Raw genomic sequence first — 21,800 nt, 5'->3', positions numbered from 1 at the left:
TCACACTTGCGTCGCCGGGGTCGTCACGTGCAGGTCGCAACCCTCGGTCACCTTGATCTGGCACGACAGGCGCGAGTTGTCCTCCCGGTCCTGGGCGGCGCCCCAGAGCATCTCGTCCTCCATCTCCTCCATGGGAGGGATCGAGGCGAGGTCCGCCTCGTCGACGAAGACGTGGCAGGTGGCGCAGGACAGGGACCCGCCGCACTCGGCGACGATGCCCGGCACGCCGTTGCGGACCGCGGTCTCCATGACGGAGTCGCCCACGGTCGCCTCCACGACGCGGGCCTGCCCGGTGTGGTCGGTGTAGGTGACGGTCGACATGTGCTTCCTCCAAGTGGCGGTGCGGTGGATGTGCGGGGGTGGTGGGTCAGATGAACTGGCGGCCGCCGTCGACGACCAGGGTCTGGCCGGTGACGAAGCCGCTGTCGGGACCGGCGAGGTAGAGCGCGGCGCCGACGATGTCCTCGGGCTGGCTGGCCCGTCGCAGCGCGCCGCGGTCCACGCCGTACGACGCGGCGTCCTCGAGCAGGCCCTTGCTCGCCTCGGTGAGCGTGAAGCCGGGCGCGATCGTGTTGACGGTGATGCCACGACGGCCGAGCTCCTTGGCCATCACCCGGGTCAGGGCGATGACACCTCCCTTGGAGGCGACGTAGTGCGCCCAGTTCTCCGAGCCGGAGTAGACGGTGGCCGAGGAGAGGTTGACGACCCGGCCGCCCTCGGGCAGGTGGGGGCTGGCGGCCCGGGTCATCAACCAGGGGCCCTTGAGGTTGACGCCCATCACGAGGTCCCACTCGTCGGGGTCGATCTCCTCGAGGGGGGACCGGGTGACGGTGCCGTAGACGGCGGCGTTGTTGACGAGCACGTCGATGGACCCGCCGCCGAAGTCCGCCACCTGCGCGGCGAGGTCCTCGGTCGACGCCGGGTCGGTGACGTCGACGCGTCCGGCCCAGCCCTCGGCGCCGGCGTCCTTGACGAGCCGGGCCGTCTCGTCGGCCCCGTCCGTGTCGATGTCAGCTACCGCCACGCGGTAGCCGCGAGCAGCGAAGCCGAGGGCGAAGGCGCGGCCCAGGCCTCCGCCCGCACCGGTCACCAGGACGGTGCGGACGGGCCCCCGGTCGGTCTGCACGGTCATGCGGGGTCCAGGATCTCGACGCGGCCGGTGTTGCCGTCGACCCGGATCATCTGCCCGGTGCGGATCGTGGTCGACGCCGATCCGGTCCCGGTGACCGCAGGCAGTCCGTACTCGCGGCACACGATCGCTGCGTGGCTCATCATGCCGCCGATGTCGGTGACGGTCGCCTTGATCTTGCCGAAGATGGGTCCCCAGGACGGCGCGGTGATGGTGGCGACCAGGATCTCGCCCTCCTGCACGTCACCGAGCTCGTCGGCCGAGGTGATCACCCGGGCCGGACCCTCGACGACGCCGGGCGAGGCGGCCATCCCGGTGATCGCGCCGTCGTCGCTGCCCTCGTCGCCGGCGAGCCACTGCTGGACCTGCTCGGTCGTGATGCCGTAGAGCATCATCGTGAAGGGTTCGGTGATCTGGGCCGGAGGCGTGTTGAGCGCCGGCTGCGGGCGGTTCGTCGAGAGCGCGTCGATGATCCCCCGGCGCCGCTCGATCTCGGCCGGCCAGTAGTGCGGACCGGTGGACTCGGCGCCCACCGCCCAGCCGGTCACCAGGTCGAAGATGGCGTCGCGGACCTCGTTGCGGTTGAGGTACAGCATGTCGGCCGGGTCGGCCCAGAAGCCGGCGTCGGCGAAGACACGGGCGAGCTCGCGCACCTTGCGCCAGAACACGCCCATCGTCCAGTGCTCGATGTAGAAGTTGTGGTTCTCCACGTAGGGGTACGCGGTCGCGGCGAGGCCCAGCTTGGCGTCGAACTGCGCCTGGACGTCGGGGGCGAGGAGCTCGCGGTACTCCGCGATGATCCGCTCCTTCTCCGCGGTCAGCTCAGCGACCGGCCGCATGATGTCCTGGCCCGCTTCGACCCGTCGGACGTAGTCCTTGATGTAGCCGAGCGGGATGTCCTGGTGCTCGAGCCAGTACTTGTCGTGGCCGTAGAAGCCGTTGCCGACAGTGAAGTTGAACCACGGGTCGTGCGCGGCCTCGTAGTCGGCCAGCCACTCCTCGCCCCCCGCCTCGCGGACCGCGCGCAGGGTGCCCTCGACGTCGTCGGTGTCGGCGAACGCCGACTGGATGCCCATCGCAACCGCCTTCACGGCCAGCTTCTTCAGCTCGTCGTCGGGACGGAACAGCTCCATGTCGACGCCCTGCACCATCTTGGCGATCGCCTGGTCGGGGATGCCCGGGAAGACCTCCTTGCAGAAGCCGAAGAAGTCGAGGTAGGCCAGGTATCCCAGGTTGAGGAACTCGAAGTGGTACTGCCAGTTGCGGTAGAGCAGGGCGATCAGGCGGTCGTAGTTCTCCATCAGCACCTGGGAGCCGTCCATCGCCTTGCCCGAGACGATGTCGTCGAACGGCACGACGTCGGGCAGGGGCTCGAACGTCAGCTCCTCCATCTCGTCGATGGTCGCGCGGACCTTGTGGTGCCAGGCCTCGAGCAGGCTGTCCCAGTTCTGGAAGTAGTGCCCGGCGCGGCGCTCGAACTCCGGCACCCGCGCCGCGACCTCCTCCTCCGGGACCGCGACGGGGCTCATGTAGAGGTAGCCGAGGTGGATCTTGAACTCGATGCCGTTGGCCGGCGGGATCAGCAGGTGGCGGGTGTTGTACTGCCCGAGGCACTTGACCGCGAACTCGCCGCCGATCGTCTCGAAGGGCTTGAACACCGTCGGCCAGTGCTGGCTGTCACAGAACCAGAACTTCTCGTCGCCCCCGGGCGCGTTGTCGAAGACCAGGTTGTAGGGGTAGAGGTCCTCCCAGCCCTCGGCGCCGGCCGGGACCTCGATCTCGGAGGGCTTGGGGAAGGACTTGAGGGTCTGCTCGATGGTCATGTGGGTTCCTTGGGTGTGGCTGGGCCGAGGCTCAGCGGGCGAGGAGCGAGGAGGTGAAACCGGACATGGAGAAGCCGGTCGGTCCCGAGGTCGAGGGGGTGGCGGGGGCCGGCGTGGCCCCCGGGGCGGAGTGGACGGTCTCCGGGCGGGACTGGAGCAGCAGCAGGTTGTCCCCGTCGGGCAGGTCGGCGTCGAGCGCCCACTCGATGTCCTGGGGGCAGCCGTAGTGCTTCTCGGCGCGCTTGGCCATGCTGGCGACGGCGTGTAGCTCGGCGTCGTCGAGGCAGCGGACGACCTGCCGCTCGTGCTCGACCTCCCGCTCCAGGAGTGAGCCGCTGGCCGCGTCGGGGACCAGCTCGGCGTGCTTGTCACCGATGTGCTCGCGCACGACCGTGAGCATCACCTTGTCCAGCAGCAGGTTGTCGGGCGTCACCTGCCCGGAGACGACCATCTCCCCGACGCCCCAGGAGGCGTCGATGACGATCTTCGAGCGGTCTCCGTTGGAGGGGTCCATGGTCATGGCCACGCCCGAGACGCGTGCGTTGACCATCTTCTGCACCGCGACCGCCATCGACAGGTCCTCCTCCGGGATGCTGTTGCGCAGCCGGTAGGTGATGGCGCGACTGGTGTACAGCGAGGCCCAGCAGCGGCGCACGTGCTCGCTGACGGCGGGGTAGCCGGTCAGCCACAGGTAGGTGTCCTGCTGGCCGGCGAAGCTCGCGTCGGGCAGGTCCTCGGCCGTGGCCGAGGAGCGCACCGCGACCGGCACCTCCTCGCTGAAGCGCGCCATTAGCTCGTCGTACGCCGTGTGCAGCACGCCGTGCATGTCGTCGGGGACCTCGCGCGACTCGATCGCCTCGCGGATCTCGGCGGACGCCCGGTCGACGGACGCGACGTCGTCCGGGTCGATGCGGGCTAGGCAGGCCGTGATCTCGGCGCGCAGCCCGCTGCCGTCGACGAAGTGGTCGAAGGCGGCGGTCGTGACGGCGAACCCCGGCGGCACCGGCATGCCGGCGGTGGTCATCGAGACCAGGGAGGCGCACTTGCCGCCCAGCAGCTCGAGGGTCGGCTCGTGGCCGCTGTCGAAGAAGACGATGTAGTCGTTCACTGCGAGGCCTCCTGGGCGTCGGACCACGTGACCGGCACGGCGACCGGGGCGCGGAAGGAGAGGTTGTCACCGAAGTGGATGTCGGCACCGTCGACGAGGCGCAGGCCCGGGGCGAGCCGTGCGGTCTCCTCGAGGGCGATGCGGGCCTGGAGCTTGGCGAGCATGTTGCCGAGGCAGTAGTGGATGCCGAAGCCGAAGGACAGGTGCTCGCGGGAGTTGGGGCGGGCGATGTCGAAGGACTCGCCGTCGGGGAACCGGTTCTCGTCGCGGTTGGCCGAGCCCATCAGCAGCAGGATGTCGGCGCCCTCGGGCACCGGTACTCCCCCGATCTCGGCGTCGCGCAGGGCCCGGCGACGCCACCCGACGATGGACCCGCTGTAGCGCAGGACCTCGTCGACGGCGCCGGCGATGAGTGCGGGATCGGCCACGACCTGCGCCCACTGGTCGGGGTGCAGCAGCAGCACGCGCAGGGCGTTGGAGATCAGCGTGGTGGTGGTCTCGTGGCCGGCGAACAGCAGCGAGTAGCAGATGGAGGCGATCTCGTGGTCGGTGATCGGGTCGCCCTCGCCCTGCATGCGCACCATGTCGCCGACCAGGCTGTCGCGCTCGCTCGCGTGGGCCTCCTCGACCAGGCGCCGGCACTCGGCCCAGTACTCGACCAGGTTGTGCGCGTGCGGCACCTGCTCCTCGTCGGTCAGGTCGCCCCAGGTCATGGCGGCACGCGAGTCCGACCACCGCTTGTAGGTGTCGACCATGCCGAGGTCGGCGCCGATGAGGGTGAGGATGGTGATGGTCGGCACGTCGTAGGCCAGGTCGCGCACCAGGTCGCCGCGGCGCTCGGGGCGGGCCAGCATCTCCTCCAGCAGGCGCACCACGTTGGCGCGGATCTGGGGCTCGAGCACCTTGAAGCGGCGGGGCGTGAAGGCCTTGGCCGCGACCTTGCGGATCCGCGTGTGGTCCGGGGGCACCCGGGCGGAGAGGCCGGAGTAGGCGGTGAAGCCACCCTCCTCCATGATCTGCTTCGCCTCGGGGCCGCGCTGGCGCACCGGGGCCTGGGCGTTCTCGGAGGAGAAGGTCTCCCAGTCCTCGAAGACGGCCTTGACGTCGTCGTAGCGACTCACCACCCAGTAGCCGATCCGGTCGTCGAACATCACCGGCTCCTCGGCGCGGAGGGCGGCGTACGCGGGGAACGGGTCGTCCATCGCGAACGGCTGGTATCCGTGGTGGACGGGGCAGCCCGGAGCCGTCCCGGCCGGGGCCTGGGCGGGGGTGTGGGTCGACGTCATCGCGCCTCCTGGGGGTGCTGCTCGGATCGTGGCTTCGTCGGGTGACGACCACCACATCGTGACCCCGGGCACATCACCCGGTCCATCGGGTGCTTCCGTTGGACGGAAGTGGCCGCTGCCCGCCGGCCCGGTCTAGCGCGACGCGCGTCGTGGGAGTCGGAGCACGCTCGGCTGGGGGCGGGCGGCGGCTACCTCGATGCGGTGGGCGACTCCGCGCAGTGCGGGCAGGTGGCGGGTCATCACCGTGCCCTGGGTGGACAGCATGACCAGGCCGATGGCGGCCGGGTGCGGGTCGAGCCGCACCGGCACGGCGATGGAGCAGGAGCCCTCGCGCACTTCCTCGGAGGTCGTCGCATAGCCCTCGTCACGCACCTTGCGCAGCTCGGCGGCGAGCCGGCCGGGGTTGACGTGGGTGTGCCGCGTGGCCGGCTCGAGGCGGTGGGTCAGGTAGGCCTCGCGGACCCACTCCTCCTCGAACGCCAGCAGCACTTTGCCGACCGCGGTCGCGTGCAACGGCAGTCGGCCACCCACGCGGGAGGCGCGGGGCACCCGGGTCGAGCCGTAGATGCGGTCGATGTAGAGCGCCTCGTCGCCCTCGCGGATGGCGATGTGCGCCGTCTCGTGGGTCAGGGAGAACAGGTCTTGCAGGTAGGGGCGCGCGGTGTCGCGCAGGTGCCGGCCGGCGTTCTGCGCGACCTCCCAGAGGCGCAGGCCGACGGTGTAGCGGCCCTGGGTGTCGCGTTCCAGGGCGCCCCACTCGACGAGCTCGCCGACGAGCCGGTGCGCCGTCGGGAGGGGGACGTCGGCGCGGGCGGCGAGCTCGCTCAGCGAGAGCGCGGCCGGGCCCTGCTCGTACGCCGCCAGCAGCGCGAGCGTCTTCGAGGTGACCGTGCGTCCGTCCCCGCGCATCCCCTGCTCCTCATCGACGGCGTCGTGACGCCCGACCCACTCCGATGCGGTCGAGGTCCCGCCCGACGACGAGTTCTCCGGAGAAGCCGGCGCGGGCGCGACGCCATTTGTGCTCGGGCCAGTTGCCCGGCACCAGGTGGGACAGCACGAGCGTACGCGCGCCGGCCGCCTCCGCCACCGCACCGACGGCGGTGACCTCGGTGTGCGCGTGCAGCAGGTGCTGGAAGAGGCCGTCCTGGGCGGGGGTGCGCGGCTCGGGCAGCAGCGTCTCGACCCACTCCCGGTCGATGACCTCGTGCACCAGGACGTCCGCGTCCTGGGCGAGCTCGACCAGGTTGTCGGTGGGACCGGTGTCCCCGGAGAACACCACGCTGCCGTCCTCGGTGTCGAAGCGGAAGGCGAGCGCGGGGAAGACGGGAGCGTGCTGCACCAGCGTCGCCGAGACCCGCACCAGGTCGTCCTCGTAGAACGTCACCGGCGACATGCGCGGGCACGGGTCCCCGTTCGGGTCGGCGAGGCGCTCCGCCGGGATCGGGACGTCGTGGCCCGCGAAGAGCTGGCTCGGCACGGGCTTGCGGTTGTCGAATGCGCGGTCGTTGTAGTCGGTCGCGAACGTCCGGACCATCAGGTCGACCATCTCACGCGTGCCGGGAGTCGGGTTGTCCGGAGTGACCACCGGCGGGGCCGGAGGCGGGCCGAAAAGCGGCGGGATCGCCCCGCGGTTACCGGGTCCCCAGATGGGCACCTGGCGGTCGACGAGGTGAAGACCGTTGTAGAGGCCCTCGGTCAGCACGTTGTTGAGGTCGACCACGTGGTCGGAGTGCAGGTGCGTGAGGAAGATGCCACGCAGCGCGTCCAGCGGCCCGTCGGTGTCGTGCGAGGCGTTGCCCAGTTGCGCCGAGCGTGCCTGCCGCAGGACACCGGAGCCGCAGTCCACGAGGTAGAACCGGTCGCCCACGACCACGGCCGAGGCGATGCCCGCGCGCGTTGTCCCGGGCCAGTACGCCGGTCCGCCGGAGGTGCCCAGGAGGACGAGCTGGGTGCGGTGGCCGTCGGCCCTCCGCGGCGCCCTCGACGGGACGGCTCCTGCGGCTTCGGCGGGCCCGCTGCTCGCGGCCAGGGCCGCGGCCGCGGTCCCCGTGCCGGCGAGCAGTCCTCGGCGGCTCAGGGTCGCTCGGGCGAGGTCGTTGACGGATCCACACATGGGGGTCTCCTGAAAAGGGGGTGTCGGTCGATGGATGGGTGAGGCAGGGTCAGCCCAGCGCGATCCGCTGGGGGACGGTGTCGATACGAGCCACGGCGGCCAAGGCCCGCGCCATGGCCCGGGCCGGTTCGGTGAAGAGGTGGCCGTGGACCCGGCTGCCGATCAGCACGAGGGCCTGCTCGCGCGTCAGGCCGAACCAGTCCATGACCGTGTCCACGCCGTGCGGGGTCAGCCGCCAGAGCTTGTCGGCGTCCTTCACGATGGCGTCGTCGAGGGAGAGCGCGGTCGTGCGCGAGTCGTGGCCGTCTACGATTGCCACGATCTCGGCGACCTGGGCCGGGTCGCGACCCAGCCGGGCGAGCACGTCCGCCGCAATGGCCGCCCCCTCCTTCTCGTGCCTGATGACCAGGTCTGGCCGTCCCCCACCGGGGCGGATGGCCTCGAGCACCTCGTCCTCGGGCACCCGGGACCATCCCGTGTCGTGCAGGATGATCGCCGGCAGCACCACGTCCCGGTCGGCCTCCGGGTGGAGGTCGCACAGGGCGGCCGCCAGCCCGTAGGAGTACGCCGTGTGCCCGTCGTTGCTGCGCACGTGGAGGTACTCCACGGCCAGGCGCCACACGTCCGCGTCGCCGGGGCGGAACCCGGACGTCCCGGCGACCGAGGCAGGGTCGGGGAGGTGGGCGGTGACGTCCTGCCCGACGTGGTTCGCGTCGGGGTGCTGTCGCGGGACGACCATCATCAACGTCCTCCCGGCCAGCCCGTGTAGGCCTCGGCGAGGTACGTCGACCCGGCGACGGACCCGGTCACCGCGGCGAGCTCGCCTTCCTGGCGTCGTACGTCGAACGGCGTGGCGTCGGGGAGGGTGTGCAGCATGGTGGTCATCCAGTAGGAGAAGTGCTGCGCCTTCCACACCCGGGCGAGGGCACGGCGGCTGTAGTCCTCCAGCGGCGCGGGGTCGTCCTTTCCGATCGCGCGCTCGAGCTCCTCGGCCAGCACGCGCACGTCAGCGAGGGCGAGGTTGAGCCCCTTGGCACCGGTCGGCGGCACCGTGTGGGCCGCGTCGCCGGCCAGCACCGTGCGGCCGTGGTGCATCGGCTCCTGGACGAAGCTGCGGAACGGCAGCACCGTGCGCGAGGTGATCCGTCCCTCCCGCAAGGTGTGGCCGTTGGCGCCGACGCTGGTCTGCAGCCGTTCCCAGATCCGGTCGTCGGACCAGGTGCTCGCGTCCTCGGTGGGGTCGCACTGGAAGTACATCCGCTGGAGGGTCTCGGTGCGCTGGCTGATCAGCGCGAAGCCGTGGGGCGAGTGGCTGTAGATCAGCTCCGGGGCGCTGGGCGGCGCCTCGGCGAGGATGCCGAACCAGGCGAACGGGTACTCGCGGAAGTACTGGCGACGCTCCGCCTCGGGCACCAGGCGTCGGCACAGGCTGCGGGACCCGTCGGCACCGACGAGGAAGTCGGCGCGGACCTCCTGGGGCTGCCCGTCGCTGTCGATGAAGCGGACCACCGGCTCGTCGGCGAGCCCCGCGACCTCGACGTCGGTGACGCCGAACCGGACGTCTCCCCCGTCGCGCCGGCGGGCGTCGGCGAGGTCCATGAAGACATCGGTCTGCGGGTAGAGCTGGGCCGACGCGCCGACCAGGCCCTGGAAGTCGATGCGGTGCGACCCGCCCCCGAAGGCCAGTTCGATGCCCCCGTGGCGGAAGCCGTCACGCAGCACCCGGTCCGAGACCCCGGTGTCGACGAGGAGGTCCACCGAGTCCTGCTCCAGGATGCCAGCCCGGTGCGTCTGCTCGATCTCCTCGCGGCTGCGCAGGTCGATGGCGACCGAATCGATCCCGGAACGGGCGAGTAGGTGGGACAGCATCAGGGCGGCGGGGCCGGCGCCGACGACGGCGACCTGGGTGCGCTGGACGCGGGGCGATGACGACATGACCGGCAGTGTGGGCGCTGCGCTGAGGTGCGGGCCACACCCGGCTTCCGCCCAGCGGAAGCCCGTCAGGACGGCGGGCGGGGCAGCGACCGCCCCACCCCGCGGGCGGCCACCTGCAGGGCACTGACCATCCGGTCACGCCGGCGGGGCTCGAGACTGGGCACAACCACGCCGAGCGCGGCCACCACGTCGTCCCCCGCCCGAATCGGCACGGCGACCGAGCAGGCCCCGAGCGTCATCTCCTCCACGGTGGTCGCGTGGTCGCGACGCCGTACCTCGTCGAGCTGACGGCGCAGCCGGCCCGGCTGGCTCACCGTGTAGGGCGTGATCCGGCTCAGGGACCCCAGCACCGCCTCCTGCACGTCGCTCGGAGCGTGGGCCAGCAGGACCTTGCCGACCCCCGTCGCGTGGAGGGGCAGCCGGGACCCGATGGAACTGACCACCGGCACCGAGGCGTGCCCGGACAACCGGTCGACATAGAGCGCCTGCAGCCCGTCCCGCACCGCGAGGTGGACGGTGGCGAGCGTGGCGCCGTAGAGGTCGTGGAGGTACGGAGAGGCCAGCTCCCGCAGCCCGGTCTGCACCGGGGCCAGGAGTCCGATGTCCCACAGCCGGCGGCCGACGACGTACTGCCCGGAGGGCGTCCGGTCCAGCGCGCCCCAGGCCACGAGCTCGCCGACGAGCCGGTGGGCGGTGGCGGGCGGCAAGCCGGCGCGGTCGCCGATCTCGGTCAGAGTGAGCCGCCGGTGACGCGCGTCGAACGCGGCGAGGACGGCCAGGGCTCGGCTGGTGACCGACAGCCCGGGTCGCGTCGCGTTGCCTGCCATGATCACTATGATTCCGCCCAGTGGAATAGTTGGCAAGCCAGCGGGGCGAAACCGCCGCTACCGTCCCCAGCGTGACCCAGACCACGACCCAGACGACGACCGAGATGCCCGGGCCCCGCGGTCCGGACTCGGCCGCTGACAGCCAGGCCGCTGTCGATGCCGAGATGGCCGAGATCAGCGCCGACTATGCGGCGTCCGGCACGGTCGAGGACCAGCCCCGCCTCGACTACCCGCCATACCGCAGCAGCCTGTTGCGGCATCCCACCAAGAGCCTGCACCACGCCGACCCCGAGGGCATCGAGCTGTTCTCGCCCGTCTTCGGCCACCGCGACGTCGGGCGTCTCGAGTCTGACCTCACCATCCAGGACGGCGGCGAGCCCGTGGGCGAGCGGCTGGTGGTGACGGGCCGCGTGCTCGACGGCGAGGGCCGACCGGTCCGCCACCAGCTGGTCGAGATCTGGCAGGCCAACGCCGCCGGCCGCTACATCCACAAGCGCGACCAGCACCCGGCACCGATCGACCCGCACTTCACCGGCGTCGGTCGGATGCTCACCGACGACGACGGCCGCTACCGGTTCACCACGATCAAGCCTGGGCCCTACCCGTGGAAGAACCACCGCAACGCCTGGCGCCCCGCCCACATCCACTTCTCGCTGTTCGGCCACGACTTCACCCAGCGGCTCGTGACCCAGATGTACTTCCCGGGTGACCCGCTGTTCGCGCTCGACCCGATCTACCAGGCGATCCTCGACCCCGCCGCGCGGGCACGCCTCGTGGCGACGTACGACCACGACGTCACCCAGCACGAGTGGGCCACGGGCTACAGCTGGGACATCGTGCTGACCGGCAGCCACCGCACCCCGATGGAGGAGTCGGCATGAGCGGCACCTCCCCACGGCTCTCCCCCACCCCCGGCCAGACCGTCGGTCCGTTCTTCGGCTACGCGCTGCCCTTCGACGGCGGCGCCGACCTGGTCCCGCCGGGTCACCCGCGGGCGGTCCGGCTGCACGGCACGGTGTATGACGGTGCTGGCGAGCCGGTCCCCGACGCCCTCATCGAGGTCTGGCAGGCAGACGAGGGAGGCCAGGTGCTGCAGGTGGAGGGTTCCCGGTCCCGCGACGGGTGGACGTTCAGCGGTTTCGGGCGCACGTCGGTCGACGACACCGGCCACTACTCGTTCACCACGCTCCGTCCGGGGTCGACCGTTGCGGGCACCGCGCCGTTCTTCGCGCTGACAGTGTTCGCCCGCGGCCTGCTGCACCGCCTGCAGACCCGGGCCTACCTCCCGCTCGACGACGCGGCCGCCGCCGACCCCGTGCTGAAATCGGTGGAGGAGTCGCGCCGAGCCACCCTCGTGGCCGTTCCGGACGAGCACGGCTACCGCTTCGACATCCGCCTCCAGGGTGAGGGCGAGACCGTCTTCCTCGACTTCGGGAAGGGCTGATGCCGGACCTGCTCTGGCCCGGCGACCACCGCGCCGGCGAGCACCTGTCCGACGCCGACGTCGTCCGCGCGATGCTGCGGGTCGAGACCGCCTGGCTCGCCACGCTGGTCGACGCCGGCGTCGCACCCGCCGCGGCCGCCGTCGACCTGGCAGGAGAGGTCGGGACCATCGACCTTGCCGCGCTGTCGATCGCCTCGGAGGCCGGCGGCAATCCAGTGATCCCGCTCCTCGCGGTGCTCCGCGAACGACTGGGCGAGAAGCACCCGGAAACCGCAAGGTGGGTGCACCGCGGGCTCACCAGCCAAGACGTCCTCGACACCGCCCTCGTGCTGGCGCTGCGCGAGAGCATCGACGCGACGCTGGTCCTGGTCGACGAGCAGGTGGCGTCGTTGACGGGCCTGGCTCGACGGCACCGGGCGGACCCGATGGTGGGTCGCACCTTGACCCAGCACGCCGTGCCCATCACCTTCGGCCTCAAGGCCGCCCACTGGCTGACCGGCGTCCTGGACGCTCGCGACGACCTGGTCGCCGTCCGTGACCGGCTGCCCGTCCAGGTCGGCGGTGCCGCCGGGACCCTGGCCGCACCCTCCGAGCTGCTCGCCGGGGCCGGCGTGCCCGGCGACGCGATCGCCCTGGCCCGCAACCTGGCGGACCGCCTGCGCCTCCCTTGGTCCCCGCCGTGGCACACCAGCCGCGCGCCCCTGACCCGCGCCGCCGACGCACTCGTGCGGAGCACCGACGCCTGGGGCAGGATCGCCGCCGACGTGCTCCTGCTCTCCCGCCCCGAGGTCGCCGAGGTCGCCGAGCCGGTCGGTGACGGGCGCGGCGGCTCGTCGACCATGCCGCAGAAGGCCAACCCCGTCCTGTCGGTCCTCGTCCGGCGTGCCGCGCTCGCCGGTCCCGCCCTCGCGGCCCAGCTGCACGTGGCGGCCGCGACAAACGTCGACGAGCGGCCCGACGGCGCCTGGCACGTCGAGTGGTCGGCGTTGGCCCAGCTCGGCAGGCACACGCTGACCGCGGCCTCCCAGACCGCCGAGCTGTTGGCCGGGCTGCACGTCGACACCGGCCGGATGGCCCGCCTGGTCCAGGCCGCGGGCTCCGCGCTGCTTGCCGAGCAACGCTCCATCGCCGCCCTGGGCCTGGGCCGCGATCCCGACTTCGATCCGACCCACTACCTCGGGAGCACCGGCGCGCTGATCGACGCCGTGGTCGACCGAGCACAGTCAGGAGCACAGCGATGACCCCCACGATCGTCGGCGTCGAACTCGCCGGCTCCGCGGACCTGCCGCTCCTGGTGTGTGGTCCGTCGCTCGGCACGTCGGCAACCGCGCTGTGGTCGCCGGTCGCGGCGTTGCTCGGCGACGAGCTGCACGTGGTCGCCTGGGACCTCCCGGGCCACGGCGTCAACCCCCACGTGCCTGACGGCGACCTCACGATGGAGGAGCTGGCGGCGGGCGTGCTGTCGTTCGTCGACGGCGCCCTGGCCGGTCGCGGGGACGAAGGCTCGTCCTTCCTGTACGCCGGCGACTCGGTCGGCGGCGCGGTCGGCCTCCAGCTGCTGCTCGACGCGCCGGACCGGGTCCGCGCCGCCGTGCTGGCCTGCACCGGCGCGCGGCTCAGCGACGAGCAGGGCTGGCGTGAACGGGCCGAGACCGTGACGCGCTCCGGCACCCCCGTGATGGTCGAGCCGTCGGCCCGACGCTGGTTCGGCCCCGGCTTCGTCGACAAGCAGCCCGAGGCGGTCGCGGGGGTGCTGCACGCCCTGCAGGACGCCGACCGGTTCGGCTACGCCGCCGTGTGCGGCGCGCTGGCGACCTTCGACGTGCGCGACCGGCTCGCCGAGGTCACCGCGCCCGTCGTCGCGCTCGCCGGTGCGTACGACGTCGCCGCGCCGGTCGCCGGCATGGCCCAGGTGGCCCACGGGGTCGCCGACGGCCGGCTGGTCGTGCTGGACCGCGTCGGCCACCAGGCGCCGCTGGAGGCACCAGCAGAGACCGCGCACGCCATCCGCGACGTCGCCGGCGTGGGCATCGGCAGCGACACGATGCCGGACACAAAGCGGGACACGGCGCCGGACACGATCGCCGGGCGCCGGGCCGCCGGCATGGTGGTGCGCCGCGAGGTCCTGGGCGACGCGCACGTCGACCGGGCGAGCGCCGCAGCCACCGACCTCACCCGGGAGTTTCAGGAATTCATCACCGACTACGCCTGGGGCGGGATCTGGACCCGGCCGGGCCTGGACCGGCGCAGCAGGTCCATGATCACCCTCACCGCCCTCATCGCCCGCGCGCACCACGAGGAGCTTGCGATGCACCTGCGCGCCGCGCGCACCAACGGCGTGAGCACCGACGAGATCAAAGAACTCATTCTGCAGTCGGCGATCTACTGCGGCGTGCCCGACGCCAACACCGCGTTCCGCATCGCTCAGACCACCCTCGAGCCCACCCCCGACGACTCGCCCATCGCCCCGAAGGACCCCTCCTGATGAGCATCACGCCCCAGGCCCACCTCTACGCGACCGTGCGCACGCCTTTCGGCCGCTTCGGCGGCGCGCTGGCGAAGACGCGCCCCGACGACCTGGCTGCAGGGGTGCTGCGCGCCGCGCTGGAGCGGACCCGTCTCGAGGGCGGTGACGTGGACGAGGTGGTCCTCGGCAACGCCAACGGTGCCGGGGAGGACAACCGCAACGTCGCGCGGATGGCCGCGCTGCTGGCCGGCCTGCCGGTCTCGGTCCCGGGCACGTCGGTCAACAGGCTGTGCGGGTCGTCGCTCGACGCCGCCATGGCCGGCGCGCGCTCGATCGAGACCGGGGACGCCGACATCGTGCTCACCGGCGGCGTGGAGTCGATGACCCGCTCCCCGTGGGTGCTGCCCAAGCCGGAGCGCGCATTCCCGGCGGCCAACGCCGAGCTGGTCTCTACGACGCTGGGCTGGCGGCTGGTCAACCCGCGCATGCCGGCGGAGTGGACGGTCTCGCTCGGCGAGTCCAATGAGCAGCTGCAGGAGATCCACGGAGTGTCCCGCGAGCGGCAGGACGCCTTCGCCGCCCGCTCGCACCAGCTCGCCCACGCCGCCTGGGAGTCCGGCTTCTACGACAACCTCGTCGTCGGTGTCGACGGCGCCGACCTGACCCGCGACGAGGGCATCCGGCCGGAGGCAACGATCAGCTCACTGGCCGCGCTCAAGCCGTCGTTCCGGCCCGACGGCACCATCACCGCCGGCAACGCTTCCCCCCTCAGCGACGGCGCGTCCGCCGTACTCCTCGGCTCCGCCGCGGCCGCCGACCGCATCGGGCACGACCCACTGGCCCGCGTCGCCGGACGCGGCACCCACGCCGTCGAGCCGCACCGCTTCGGCTACGCGCCCGTCGAGGCCGCGCAGAAAGCCCTGGACCGCGCCGGCATCGGCTGGTCGGACGTCGGCGTCGTCGAACTCAACGAGGCCTTCGCCGTGCAGTCGCTCGTGTGCGTCGACGCTTGGCTCGCCCGCGGCCTGTCCGACCCCGAGGTCGTCAACACACGCGGCGGCGCCATCGCGCTCGGCCACCCCCTCGGCGCCTCCGGCGGCCGGATCCTCGGCACCCTCGCCGCCGCGATGCGCGCCGACGGCCACCGCTGGGGCCTGGCCGCGATCTGCATCGGCGTGGGCCAGGGCCTCGCCGTGGTGCTGGAGAACGAGGACGCCGCGTGACTACCACCCACCTCACCGACCCGAACGAGGCCGTCGCCGACATCCCCGACGGCGCGACCGTGCTCATCGGCGGCTTCGGCCTCGCCGGCCAGCCCACCGAGCTCATCGACGCCCTGCGCCTGCACGGCGCCACGGACCTCACGGTCGTCAACAACAACGCCGGCAACGGCGACCACGGCCTCGCCGCGCTGCTGGCCACCGGCCACGTCCGCAAGATCATCTGCTCCTTCCCCCGCCAGAGCGACTCGTGGGTCTTCGACGACCTCTACCGCACCGGCCGCATCGAGCTCGAGGTCGTCCCGCAGGGCAACCTGGCCGAGCGGATGCGCGCCGCCGGGGCCGGCATCGGCGCGTTCTACTCCCCCACCGGCGTCGGCACCCTGCTCGCCGAGAGCAAGGAGCAGCGCACCATTGACGGACGCGACTACGTCCTCGAGCACCCCATCCGCGGCCACTACGCCCTGATCAAGGCCCACCGCGCCGACCGGATGGGCAACCTCGTCTACCGCAAGACCGCCCGTAACTTCGGACCCGTCATGGCGACCGCGGCGGCCACCACCATCGTCCAGGTCAGCGATGTCGTCGAGACCGGCGACCTCGACCCCGAGAACATCGTGACCCCGAGCATCTTCGTCGACCGCGTGGTGCACGTGAGCGGCGAGAGCGCGCTCGCAGAGCAAGGAGCGGCCGGATGACCGTCGAGCACACCGACCGCGGTCCCCTCACCAAGGACGAGCTCGCCGCACTCGTCGCCGCCGACATCCCCGACGGCGCCTTCGTCAACCTCGGCATCGGCCAGCCCACCACCGTCGCCGATCACCTCACCCCCGCCCAGGGCGTCGTGCTCCACACCGAGAACGGGATGCTCGGCATGGGCCGCGCCGCCGTCGGTGACGAGATCGACCCCGACCTCATTAACGCCGGCAAGGTCCCCGTCATCGAAACCCCGGGGGCCTCCTACTTCCACCACGCCGACTCCTTCGCCATGATGCGCGGCGGCCACCTCGACGTATGCGTCCTCGGCGCCTTCCAGGTCTCTACCACCGGCGACCTAGCCAACTGGCACACCGGCGCACCCGACGCCATCCCCGCCGTCGGCGGAGCGATGGACCTCGCCATCGGCGCGAAAGACGTCTTCGTGATGATGTCTCTCTTCACCCGCGACGGCGCCTCCAAGTTGGTCGACGCGTGCACCTACCCGCTGACCGGCCGGGCCTGCGTCAGCCGGGCTTACACCGACTACGGCGTCTTCGACCTCGGACCCGCAGGTGCAACCGCACGCGAGACGTACGAGCTCTCCCTCGACGAGCTTCGCCAGCGCACAGGACTGCCCCTCACCTCCTGATGTCCGATGGCGATGGCCGGCGACAACTGGCGCCGATCCACTCCCAATCCCGGTCATCCACAGGACGAAGTCGCCACGGGTCCCACGCAAGGCGCGAGCGACTAGCTACTCTGGCCCGAATAGAAGGTGCGAGTTGGAGGTGTCGCGCGCCCGGCCGTGGGGTGCGTGGCCCCAACCGTTGGCGAGTGCAGTACGCGGTCACGAGTGGTCGCAGCTTGGCGTCGACCCACAGCTCGGTGGGTCTAGCCAGCCGGCGTCGACCGATCAAAGGGGCGCCATCAGGATCCACAGCATCTCGATGGTGCGGTCCAGCCAGTCAGGCTCCACCTCACCGTGGCGGACGAGCTCGCCGAGGTAGGCGCCGATCATGAGGCTGACCACTCCGTCGGCGTCGAGCTCCGGGCGCAGCAGGCCCGCGTCGGCGTCCTCACGCATGCGGCTGACGAGCATGTCGACGTGCGGTCGCAGGGCGGCGCGGAACAGGTCGGTGAACTCGGGGTCGCTGTTCGCGACGAGCGCGGCGAGACCACCGGGGCCCAGGACGTCGTCCATCTGGTGCCACACCTGCTCGAGCGCGAAGCGGATCTTGTCCCGCACGCTCCCGTCGCGGGGTACCTCCGGCGTGCTGACGGCGCTCGCCAACACGGACGTGAGCAGCTCGCTGCGGTTGGAGTGGCGGCGGTAGATCGTCGTCTTCGCGACGCCTGAGCGGGACGTGACCCCGTCTACGGTGACCGCGCTGGGCCCGCCTTCGCGGAGCAGCTGGAGCACCGTTTGGTGCAGGCGTTGGTCGACCGAGGCTGCTCGCGGACGACCGGGCCTTGCCGGGCTGGGTGTGCCCTCAGCAGTGGACATGTGACCTCCGGTCGGTAGCGGGTGCGTCGGACGGGTCGCCCTGGTGGAGGGTGCGGTTGCGGCTGACGGGTACCCATGGTGGCAGGGGCGGGCCGGCCACCAGCTCCGACCTGGGAGGTGGACGCTCGCCAGGGTGGTGGCGTTCGCCGCTGGCGTCGTCCCGGTTCTCATGCGAGAGCGCCGATGTGGCGCTGAGAGCGACCAGCACCAGCGAGTAAGTGACGAGCGCCGCGATGGCGAAGGCCACCAGGACCATCACGGGGTGCATGAGGTTCACGCTGCCTGGTCGAACTGGCTCGCGCCGCGCTCGTCGCCCGCGACGGCCGATGCTTCGCGCGGATCGTCTCGCCACTTGTCGAGGAAGTACACCAACGTCACTCCTCCCATCGTCAGTCCCCCGGCCACCAGTGCGGCCACGATAAACAGCAGGATCTCCCAGCTGGGCACCTCTCTCACTCCTTCCCGGAGACGGGGTTCCGCCTCGTTCCATTCGATACGATTATCGTAGCGTAATGGTGGCGGCAGCCCAAGCGGACGCATTGGGACCGCCTGAAGATCGGGCACCGCGTTAGGGAATCGCTACGATTCCCGTAGCGTTATGCCGGGCAGTACGGGTGGATGACCTCCGCCCGGACATCTCACACCGGAAGCAACGCACACGAGTGCCCCACTGGGCACGGAAGGAGCGTGGACGGCATGGTCGTCTACAACGAACTGGTCGCACTGACGGCCGGGGCCGGACTGCTCGGCTTCGCCGCATTCATGGCCCACCTCATCAAGGGCAAGCGCATCGACAGCGAAGGCTGGGCAGGGTTCTTCGCCGTCACCGGCGTCCTGCTCCTCGCCCTAGGCATCCACACGACCGTCACCTGGCCGTTCGGCGGCAACGGCTTCGAGTACGCCAACATCGCCTTCGGCCAGCCCGCCGCCGGCTTCGGCGCACTGCTGCTGTTCGCAGCCGTCTACCTGTGGCGCAGCCGCAGCCTGTACGCCGGCGCGGTCGAGGGGGCCAACGCCACCACCCTGTCGGCGTTCAAGCCGGTCGGCATCTTCGTCGGGGCACTCGGTCTCGCGATGGCAGTCCTAGCCATCACGTTCGTCCGCTTTCAGCTCGGTGCCGCACCGCCGGAGGAGCCGATCAGCGGGCGCTTCGGCCACCTTCCGATCCTCGAGGCGCTGTTCCTCGGCGGCCTGTGGGGCATCGTCGCCCTCGGGGCGCTGCTCTTTGCGATCGCGCTGTGGACCGACCGACCGCAGCTCCTGCGCTGGGCCGTGTGGGCCTGGGTCATCGGCGGAACGGTGTTCCTGCTCTTTGGCGCGATGAACTTCTACACGCACATCGGCATGTACTACAACATCGAGCACGGCACCATGCACAAGTGGTGACCCTCGCTCAGCCGCTCGGTCGGCCCCCGAGATCAACGGTCTCGGGGGCCGGCCCGACTCCGAGCCGCCGATCGCGTCCTGCGGCCACTTCGGGAGGGCGACATGGGGAGCGTTTCCCGCGTCGATCCTCGCTGTCCGATCTCGCGACCAGGAGGTAGACAGTGCTCGTGGACACCACGCCGCCGTTGTTCTTGACCTTGGATCTGGCCGGCGTGTTCGCGTTCGCGCTCAACGGGGGGCTGACCGCGCTCAGACGACTTGCGCTACCTCACCGTCGCCGCGGCAGGCGGGTTGACCGCCTTCCTCGTCAGGCCGAGCTTCGCCCCGACCACGCGCTCGCCGCGACGGAGCAGTTCGCGCGGTCCTCGTCCTGGACCGCGTACGCCCGTCACAATCCCGTTCGAGGAGACCGGCACCGCCGTCGACCCGTTCGGCAACACCCGCGTCGGCTTCGAGGGCGCGACCACGATCAACCGCAAGGACTGGGACCTCACCTGAAACGGCGCGATCGAGACCGGCGGCGTCCTTGTCTCCGACAACATCAAGGTCGAGTTCGACATCTCCGCGATCAGGAACGCCTGACACCCGGCTTCTCCCAGCGACCCCCGCCCGGCCCCCACCGGCTCGGGCGGGGGTCGTGCCGTCACGGCCGAAGCACATGCCGACGCGCGCCGAGTCGCCGGTGGCTGGCTAGTCGGGCGAGACAACTGGGTGGGGAGCGTCAAGGGCGCGCAGGTTGCCCTCGTGCGAAGCCGCTGACCTCGGCTGAGTTCCCCGCGATTTCCCCTAAATCAGCACCTACCAGGCACCTACTGGACGCCCACCCTGCTTAGGCGTAACGTCGCGATCCCCCACCTGACCTGCGACGACGCCGAACTGGAGTAGGCGATGTGACATGACTCTGGGTGTACTACGACATCTAGCTCTAGATATGGGAGATCTGATCGAACTCAGACTCCCGAGGCGCCGGAAGTGGCGGCTGACCTGCGGAAACTCTCGCAGGGCCGGCCGCCACTTTCGCTTTGGGGGCAGCGCGGGGTGCACGAGTCTGATCAGTACGAGGAACGAGATCGACCTCGTCCTGCCCAAAGCGTCTCTGACTCGTTGCTCATGCAGAACCAGACAAACCCGTCTGTCACTCGTCCGTGCATCAGCACCGGCCGCGTGACCCGAGAGGTAGGTCAGGTCAACCTGTCACCGGATCTGCTGCAGACCCCATCAGCAGTACGGCTCGCTGGCGGGCCGGCAGGTGCTGAACCGCTGCGACGAAAGCGATCCGCAGCGTCTCGCGTCTGACCAACCCGTTCGTCCGGCATCCCCGCCAGGCGCTCGTCCGGGCAGGGGGTCCAGTGACTGAGTTATCTCACCCGTTTGAACCCACCGCCGCCTCTCGGCGCATAGGCCAATCAGGGCACGATCTGTCCGGGCGGAGTCAGCGCGGCGAGGACGGTTGCACGGATCAGCGTCGGCGCCTTGTCGGCGGCGAGCTCGCCGCGGTGGACGGCACTGGAGGCGGCATGAATCACCCCTTGGATGGTCGTGACCTGCCAGCTCAGCGGCATGTCGGTGCGCACGCTTCCCTCGCGGCGCGCGCGGCGCAGCACTCGCAGCACTCGTCGCGTCGGCTTGTGGTGCGCTTGGCGGAAGTCGCGTTCCGGCATGGCAGCTTGCGCGGCGAGCACGAGCCCGCCAACCCGGTGAGTCACGTGCCAGCTCGCCACCAGCAGCCGACCGAGGGCCTCGCGAGCGTCGCCGTCGAGGTCCACCGCCTCCAGCTCGGCGTCGGAGGCTGCCATCTCGCGATCGACGGCCTGGCCGACCAACGTCGCGCGGTTGGCGAAGTGGGCGTAGAGCGTCACGCGACCGACACCGGCCGCGGCCGCGATCTCGTTGATGCTCGCTTCCGGGTTCACCGCCAGGCAGGCCGTGGCCGCGTCCAGAATCGCCGCAATGTTCTTGCGGGCATCCGCGCGCTTCGCCGTTTGGCCGGTTGCTGCCGAGGACGGGCTCATCCGGGAAAGTGTACGCAGTCGTCCGGGTTCTGTTCTAACTCGAATACGTTTGTACGAGTTAGATTGACTTCATGCATGAGTACGACCCACGCTTCCGACACCGCGACGACGGCCCATCCGCGGCGATGGGCAGCGCTCGGGTTGCTTGCTGTCGCTCAGTTCGTGCTGATCCTCGACATCACGGTGGCTACTGTCGCTCTTCGCACCAGGCCGGAGAACGTCGCGGCACGCCGCACGGCCGAACGAGTCGGATTCGTGGATGAGGGGACGGTCCCAGGCGACACCACCATGCAGCTGCTTCGCTCCCGAGCGGCCGATGCCATGCCGCACGACGAGCAAGAGCGAGCGACGTCCTATCGAGTCATGGGAGGTTCTACATGCCTGCATCTCTGAAGTACGCCGTCGTGGAGCGCGAGCGCCGGTACCTGGTGTCGAGGCTGCCCCCCGGAGTGACGAGCACCAAGGACATCGCCGACCGCTACATCACGGGCACCCGCCTTCGCCTCCGTGAGGTGCGGGAGCAGGACGGAACCGTGACACGGAAGCTCGGTCACAAGGTACGCCTCACCCCGGGCCCAGAGGAGGTTGCCTGCACCACCTTCTACGTGGACGACCATGAGTGGGCCCTCCTGTCCGCGCTCCCGGCCCGAACGCTGCGGAAGAAGCGGCACCTGGTCGACGCCGACGGCTGGCTCATCGCCATCGACGAGTTCCCGGACGGCTCACTGCTCGCCGAGATCGACGATGGTGACCAGCCGTCCGGCGAGGTTCCGGACTGGCTCGACGTGGTCCGTGACGTCAGTGCCGACGAAGCTTGGACCGGTGGAGGGCTGGCGCGGTAGCGCAG

General features: G+C 70.9%; 24 protein-coding genes and 1 pseudogene. 12 read left to right on the top strand and 13 right to left on the bottom strand.

Going from position 1 to position 21,800, the window contains the following annotated elements; all coding sequences use genetic code 11:
* The 10 genes from ACNKF0_RS09170 to ACNKF0_RS09125 all read right to left on the bottom strand — a co-directional run bounded on the left by ACNKF0_RS09170 (position 1) and on the right by ACNKF0_RS09125 (position 10,221).
* Entirely contained in the window at positions 1-321 is a 321-nt protein-coding gene (locus ACNKF0_RS09170) for a 2Fe-2S iron-sulfur cluster-binding protein (RefSeq protein WP_416957693.1), read from the bottom strand.
* A gap of 46 nt (positions 322-367) precedes the next feature.
* Positions 368-1,132, bottom strand: a complete 765-nt coding sequence (locus ACNKF0_RS09165; protein WP_416957691.1) for an SDR family NAD(P)-dependent oxidoreductase — start codon at positions 1,130-1,132, stop codon at positions 368-370.
* Positions 1,129-2,952, bottom strand: a complete 1,824-nt coding sequence (locus tag ACNKF0_RS09160) for a PEP-utilizing enzyme (RefSeq protein ID WP_416957689.1) — start codon at positions 2,950-2,952, stop codon at positions 1,129-1,131. The genes ACNKF0_RS09165 and ACNKF0_RS09160 overlap by 4 nt, the downstream gene beginning before the upstream one ends.
* 31 nt (positions 2,953-2,983) lie before the next feature.
* Positions 2,984-4,060 (bottom strand): PEP/pyruvate-binding domain-containing protein, encoded by a 1,077-nt coding sequence (locus ACNKF0_RS09155; protein WP_416957687.1) that lies wholly within the window; start codon positions 4,058-4,060, stop codon positions 2,984-2,986.
* Complete coding sequence (locus ACNKF0_RS09150; RefSeq protein ID WP_416957685.1) at positions 4,057-5,346, bottom strand: cytochrome P450; 1,290 nt, start codon at positions 5,344-5,346, stop codon at positions 4,057-4,059. The genes ACNKF0_RS09155 and ACNKF0_RS09150 overlap by 4 nt, the downstream gene beginning before the upstream one ends.
* Before the next feature lie 132 nt (positions 5,347-5,478).
* On the bottom strand, positions 5,479-6,255 hold the full coding sequence (locus ACNKF0_RS09145) for an IclR family transcriptional regulator (protein WP_416957683.1): 777 nt from the start codon (positions 6,253-6,255) through the stop codon (positions 5,479-5,481).
* 10 nt (positions 6,256-6,265) lie between these two features.
* Positions 6,266-7,459 carry an MBL fold metallo-hydrolase gene (locus ACNKF0_RS09140; protein ID WP_416957680.1) on the bottom strand — a complete coding sequence of 398 codons (1,194 nt, stop codon included), beginning with the start codon at positions 7,457-7,459 and terminating at the stop codon, positions 6,266-6,268.
* A 49-nt stretch (positions 7,460-7,508) separates the two neighbouring features.
* On the bottom strand, positions 7,509-8,198 hold the full coding sequence (locus ACNKF0_RS09135; RefSeq protein ID WP_416957678.1) for an HD domain-containing protein: 690 nt from the start codon (positions 8,196-8,198) through the stop codon (positions 7,509-7,511).
* A 2-nt stretch (positions 8,199-8,200) separates the two neighbouring features.
* Positions 8,201-9,394 (bottom strand): 4-hydroxybenzoate 3-monooxygenase, encoded by a 1,194-nt coding sequence (locus tag ACNKF0_RS09130; RefSeq protein WP_416957676.1) that lies wholly within the window; start codon positions 9,392-9,394, stop codon positions 8,201-8,203.
* A gap of 65 nt (positions 9,395-9,459) precedes the next feature.
* The gene (locus ACNKF0_RS09125; protein ID WP_416957674.1) at positions 9,460-10,221 is read right to left on the bottom strand and encodes an IclR family transcriptional regulator; all 762 of its coding nucleotides are present in this window, start codon (positions 10,219-10,221) and stop codon (positions 9,460-9,462) included.
* A 71-nt stretch (positions 10,222-10,292) separates the two neighbouring features.
* Here ACNKF0_RS09125 and pcaH point away from each other — a divergent pair, with 71 nt between their 5' ends.
* The 8 genes and pseudogenes from pcaH (at position 10,293) to ACNKF0_RS09085 (ending at position 16,700) form a co-directional block, all read left to right on the top strand.
* A complete protein-coding gene (pcaH, locus tag ACNKF0_RS09120) occupies positions 10,293-11,102 on the top strand; it encodes a protocatechuate 3,4-dioxygenase subunit beta (RefSeq protein WP_416957672.1) in 810 nt (269 codons plus the stop codon).
* Positions 11,099-11,665, top strand: coding sequence for a protocatechuate 3,4-dioxygenase subunit alpha (gene pcaG, locus ACNKF0_RS09115; RefSeq protein ID WP_416957670.1), 567 nt, complete (start codon positions 11,099-11,101; stop codon positions 11,663-11,665). Before pcaH ends, pcaG begins: the two co-directional genes overlap by 4 nt.
* The gene (locus ACNKF0_RS09110; RefSeq protein ID WP_416957668.1) at positions 11,665-12,906 is read left to right on the top strand and encodes a lyase family protein; all 1,242 of its coding nucleotides are present in this window, start codon (positions 11,665-11,667) and stop codon (positions 12,904-12,906) included. The genes pcaG and ACNKF0_RS09110 overlap by 1 nt, the downstream gene beginning before the upstream one ends.
* Positions 12,903-13,607 (top strand): annotated as a pseudogene (locus tag ACNKF0_RS09105) (alpha/beta fold hydrolase); the annotation flags it as partial. The gene ACNKF0_RS09110 and the pseudogene ACNKF0_RS09105, both read left to right, overlap by 4 nt.
* Positions 13,608-13,709: 102 nt before the next feature.
* Positions 13,710-14,150: a 4-carboxymuconolactone decarboxylase gene (gene pcaC / locus ACNKF0_RS09100; RefSeq protein ID WP_416958465.1), complete on the top strand. Its 441-nt coding sequence runs from the start codon at positions 13,710-13,712 to the stop codon at positions 14,148-14,150.
* Positions 14,150-15,355 carry a thiolase family protein gene (locus ACNKF0_RS09095; protein WP_416957666.1) on the top strand — a complete coding sequence of 402 codons (1,206 nt, stop codon included), beginning with the start codon at positions 14,150-14,152 and terminating at the stop codon, positions 15,353-15,355. The genes pcaC and ACNKF0_RS09095 overlap by 1 nt, the downstream gene beginning before the upstream one ends.
* A complete protein-coding gene (locus ACNKF0_RS09090) occupies positions 15,352-16,050 on the top strand; it encodes a 3-oxoacid CoA-transferase subunit A (RefSeq protein WP_416957664.1) in 699 nt (232 codons plus the stop codon). Before ACNKF0_RS09095 ends, ACNKF0_RS09090 begins: the two co-directional genes overlap by 4 nt.
* On the top strand, positions 16,047-16,700 hold the full coding sequence (locus ACNKF0_RS09085) for a 3-oxoacid CoA-transferase subunit B (RefSeq protein WP_416957662.1): 654 nt from the start codon (positions 16,047-16,049) through the stop codon (positions 16,698-16,700). The genes ACNKF0_RS09090 and ACNKF0_RS09085 overlap by 4 nt, the downstream gene beginning before the upstream one ends.
* 264 nt (positions 16,701-16,964) lie before the next feature.
* On the opposite strand, the gene ACNKF0_RS09080 is transcribed toward ACNKF0_RS09085, so the two are convergent.
* Positions 16,965-17,471, bottom strand: a complete 507-nt coding sequence (locus ACNKF0_RS09080) for a TetR/AcrR family transcriptional regulator (RefSeq protein ID WP_416957659.1) — start codon at positions 17,469-17,471, stop codon at positions 16,965-16,967.
* Positions 17,472-17,828: 357 nt separating this feature from the next.
* Positions 17,829-18,002, bottom strand: coding sequence for a hypothetical protein (locus ACNKF0_RS09075; protein WP_416957657.1), 174 nt, complete (start codon positions 18,000-18,002; stop codon positions 17,829-17,831).
* Between the two features lie 249 nt (positions 18,003-18,251).
* Here ACNKF0_RS09075 and ACNKF0_RS09070 point away from each other — a divergent pair, with 249 nt between their 5' ends.
* Both ACNKF0_RS09070 and ACNKF0_RS09065 read left to right on the top strand, forming a co-directional pair.
* Positions 18,252-18,941, top strand: a complete 690-nt coding sequence (locus tag ACNKF0_RS09070; protein WP_416957655.1) for a DUF981 domain-containing protein — start codon at positions 18,252-18,254, stop codon at positions 18,939-18,941.
* A gap of 258 nt (positions 18,942-19,199) precedes the next feature.
* On the top strand, positions 19,200-19,439 hold the full coding sequence (locus ACNKF0_RS09065; protein ID WP_416957653.1) for a hypothetical protein: 240 nt from the start codon (positions 19,200-19,202) through the stop codon (positions 19,437-19,439).
* A 908-nt stretch (positions 19,440-20,347) separates the two neighbouring features.
* On the opposite strand, the gene ACNKF0_RS09060 is transcribed toward ACNKF0_RS09065, so the two are convergent.
* Entirely contained in the window at positions 20,348-20,953 is a 606-nt protein-coding gene (locus ACNKF0_RS09060) for a TetR/AcrR family transcriptional regulator (RefSeq protein WP_416957651.1), read from the bottom strand.
* Positions 20,954-21,028: 75 nt separating this feature from the next.
* Between ACNKF0_RS09060 and ACNKF0_RS09055 the strand changes: the two genes are divergently transcribed.
* Both ACNKF0_RS09055 and ACNKF0_RS09050 read left to right on the top strand, forming a co-directional pair.
* Positions 21,029-21,346 carry a hypothetical protein gene (locus tag ACNKF0_RS09055; RefSeq protein WP_416957649.1) on the top strand — a complete coding sequence of 106 codons (318 nt, stop codon included), beginning with the start codon at positions 21,029-21,031 and terminating at the stop codon, positions 21,344-21,346.
* Between the two features lie 11 nt (positions 21,347-21,357).
* Positions 21,358-21,795: a hypothetical protein gene (locus ACNKF0_RS09050; protein ID WP_416957647.1), complete on the top strand. Its 438-nt coding sequence runs from the start codon at positions 21,358-21,360 to the stop codon at positions 21,793-21,795.
* Positions 21,796-21,800: the final 5 nt, after the last annotated feature.

The sequence above is a fragment of the Nocardioides sp. T5 genome (assembly GCF_048161455.1).
Classification (GTDB): Bacteria; Actinomycetota; Actinomycetes; order Propionibacteriales; family Nocardioidaceae; genus Nocardioides.
The sequence above is the reverse complement of the archived record's forward strand: the minus strand, read 5'-3'. Positions and strand labels throughout refer to the sequence as shown.

Excerpts from the sequence above, each read along its gene's own strand:
- ACNKF0_RS09170 (WP_416957693.1), bottom strand. The coding sequence starts at position 321 with ATGTCGACCGTCACCTACACCGACCACACCGGGCAGGCCCGCGTCGTG.
- ACNKF0_RS09165 (WP_416957691.1), bottom strand. The coding sequence starts at position 1,132 with ATGACCGTGCAGACCGACCGGGGGCCCGTCCGCACCGTCCTGGTGACC.
- ACNKF0_RS09160 (WP_416957689.1), bottom strand. The coding sequence starts at position 2,952 with ATGACCATCGAGCAGACCCTCAAGTCCTTCCCCAAGCCCTCCGAGATC.
- ACNKF0_RS09150 (WP_416957685.1), bottom strand. The coding sequence starts at position 5,346 with ATGACGTCGACCCACACCCCCGCCCAGGCCCCGGCCGGGACGGCTCCG.
- ACNKF0_RS09145 (WP_416957683.1), bottom strand. The coding sequence starts at position 6,255 with ATGCGCGGGGACGGACGCACGGTCACCTCGAAGACGCTCGCGCTGCTG.
- ACNKF0_RS09140 (WP_416957680.1), bottom strand. The coding sequence starts at position 7,459 with ATGTGTGGATCCGTCAACGACCTCGCCCGAGCGACCCTGAGCCGCCGA.
- ACNKF0_RS09135 (WP_416957678.1), bottom strand. The coding sequence starts at position 8,198 with ATGGTCGTCCCGCGACAGCACCCCGACGCGAACCACGTCGGGCAGGAC.
- ACNKF0_RS09130 (WP_416957676.1), bottom strand. The coding sequence starts at position 9,394 with ATGTCGTCATCGCCCCGCGTCCAGCGCACCCAGGTCGCCGTCGTCGGC.
- ACNKF0_RS09125 (WP_416957674.1), bottom strand. The coding sequence starts at position 10,221 with ATGGCAGGCAACGCGACGCGACCCGGGCTGTCGGTCACCAGCCGAGCC.
- pcaG (WP_416957670.1), top strand. The coding sequence starts at position 11,099 with ATGAGCGGCACCTCCCCACGGCTCTCCCCCACCCCCGGCCAGACCGTC.
- ACNKF0_RS09110 (WP_416957668.1), top strand. The coding sequence starts at position 11,665 with ATGCCGGACCTGCTCTGGCCCGGCGACCACCGCGCCGGCGAGCACCTG.
- pcaC (WP_416958465.1), top strand. The coding sequence starts at position 13,710 with ATGCCGGACACAAAGCGGGACACGGCGCCGGACACGATCGCCGGGCGC.
- ACNKF0_RS09095 (WP_416957666.1), top strand. The coding sequence starts at position 14,150 with ATGAGCATCACGCCCCAGGCCCACCTCTACGCGACCGTGCGCACGCCT.
- ACNKF0_RS09085 (WP_416957662.1), top strand. The coding sequence starts at position 16,047 with ATGACCGTCGAGCACACCGACCGCGGTCCCCTCACCAAGGACGAGCTC.
- ACNKF0_RS09070 (WP_416957655.1), top strand. The coding sequence starts at position 18,252 with ATGGTCGTCTACAACGAACTGGTCGCACTGACGGCCGGGGCCGGACTG.
- ACNKF0_RS09060 (WP_416957651.1), bottom strand. The coding sequence starts at position 20,953 with ATGAGCCCGTCCTCGGCAGCAACCGGCCAAACGGCGAAGCGCGCGGAT.
- ACNKF0_RS09055 (WP_416957649.1), top strand. The coding sequence starts at position 21,029 with ATGAGTACGACCCACGCTTCCGACACCGCGACGACGGCCCATCCGCGG.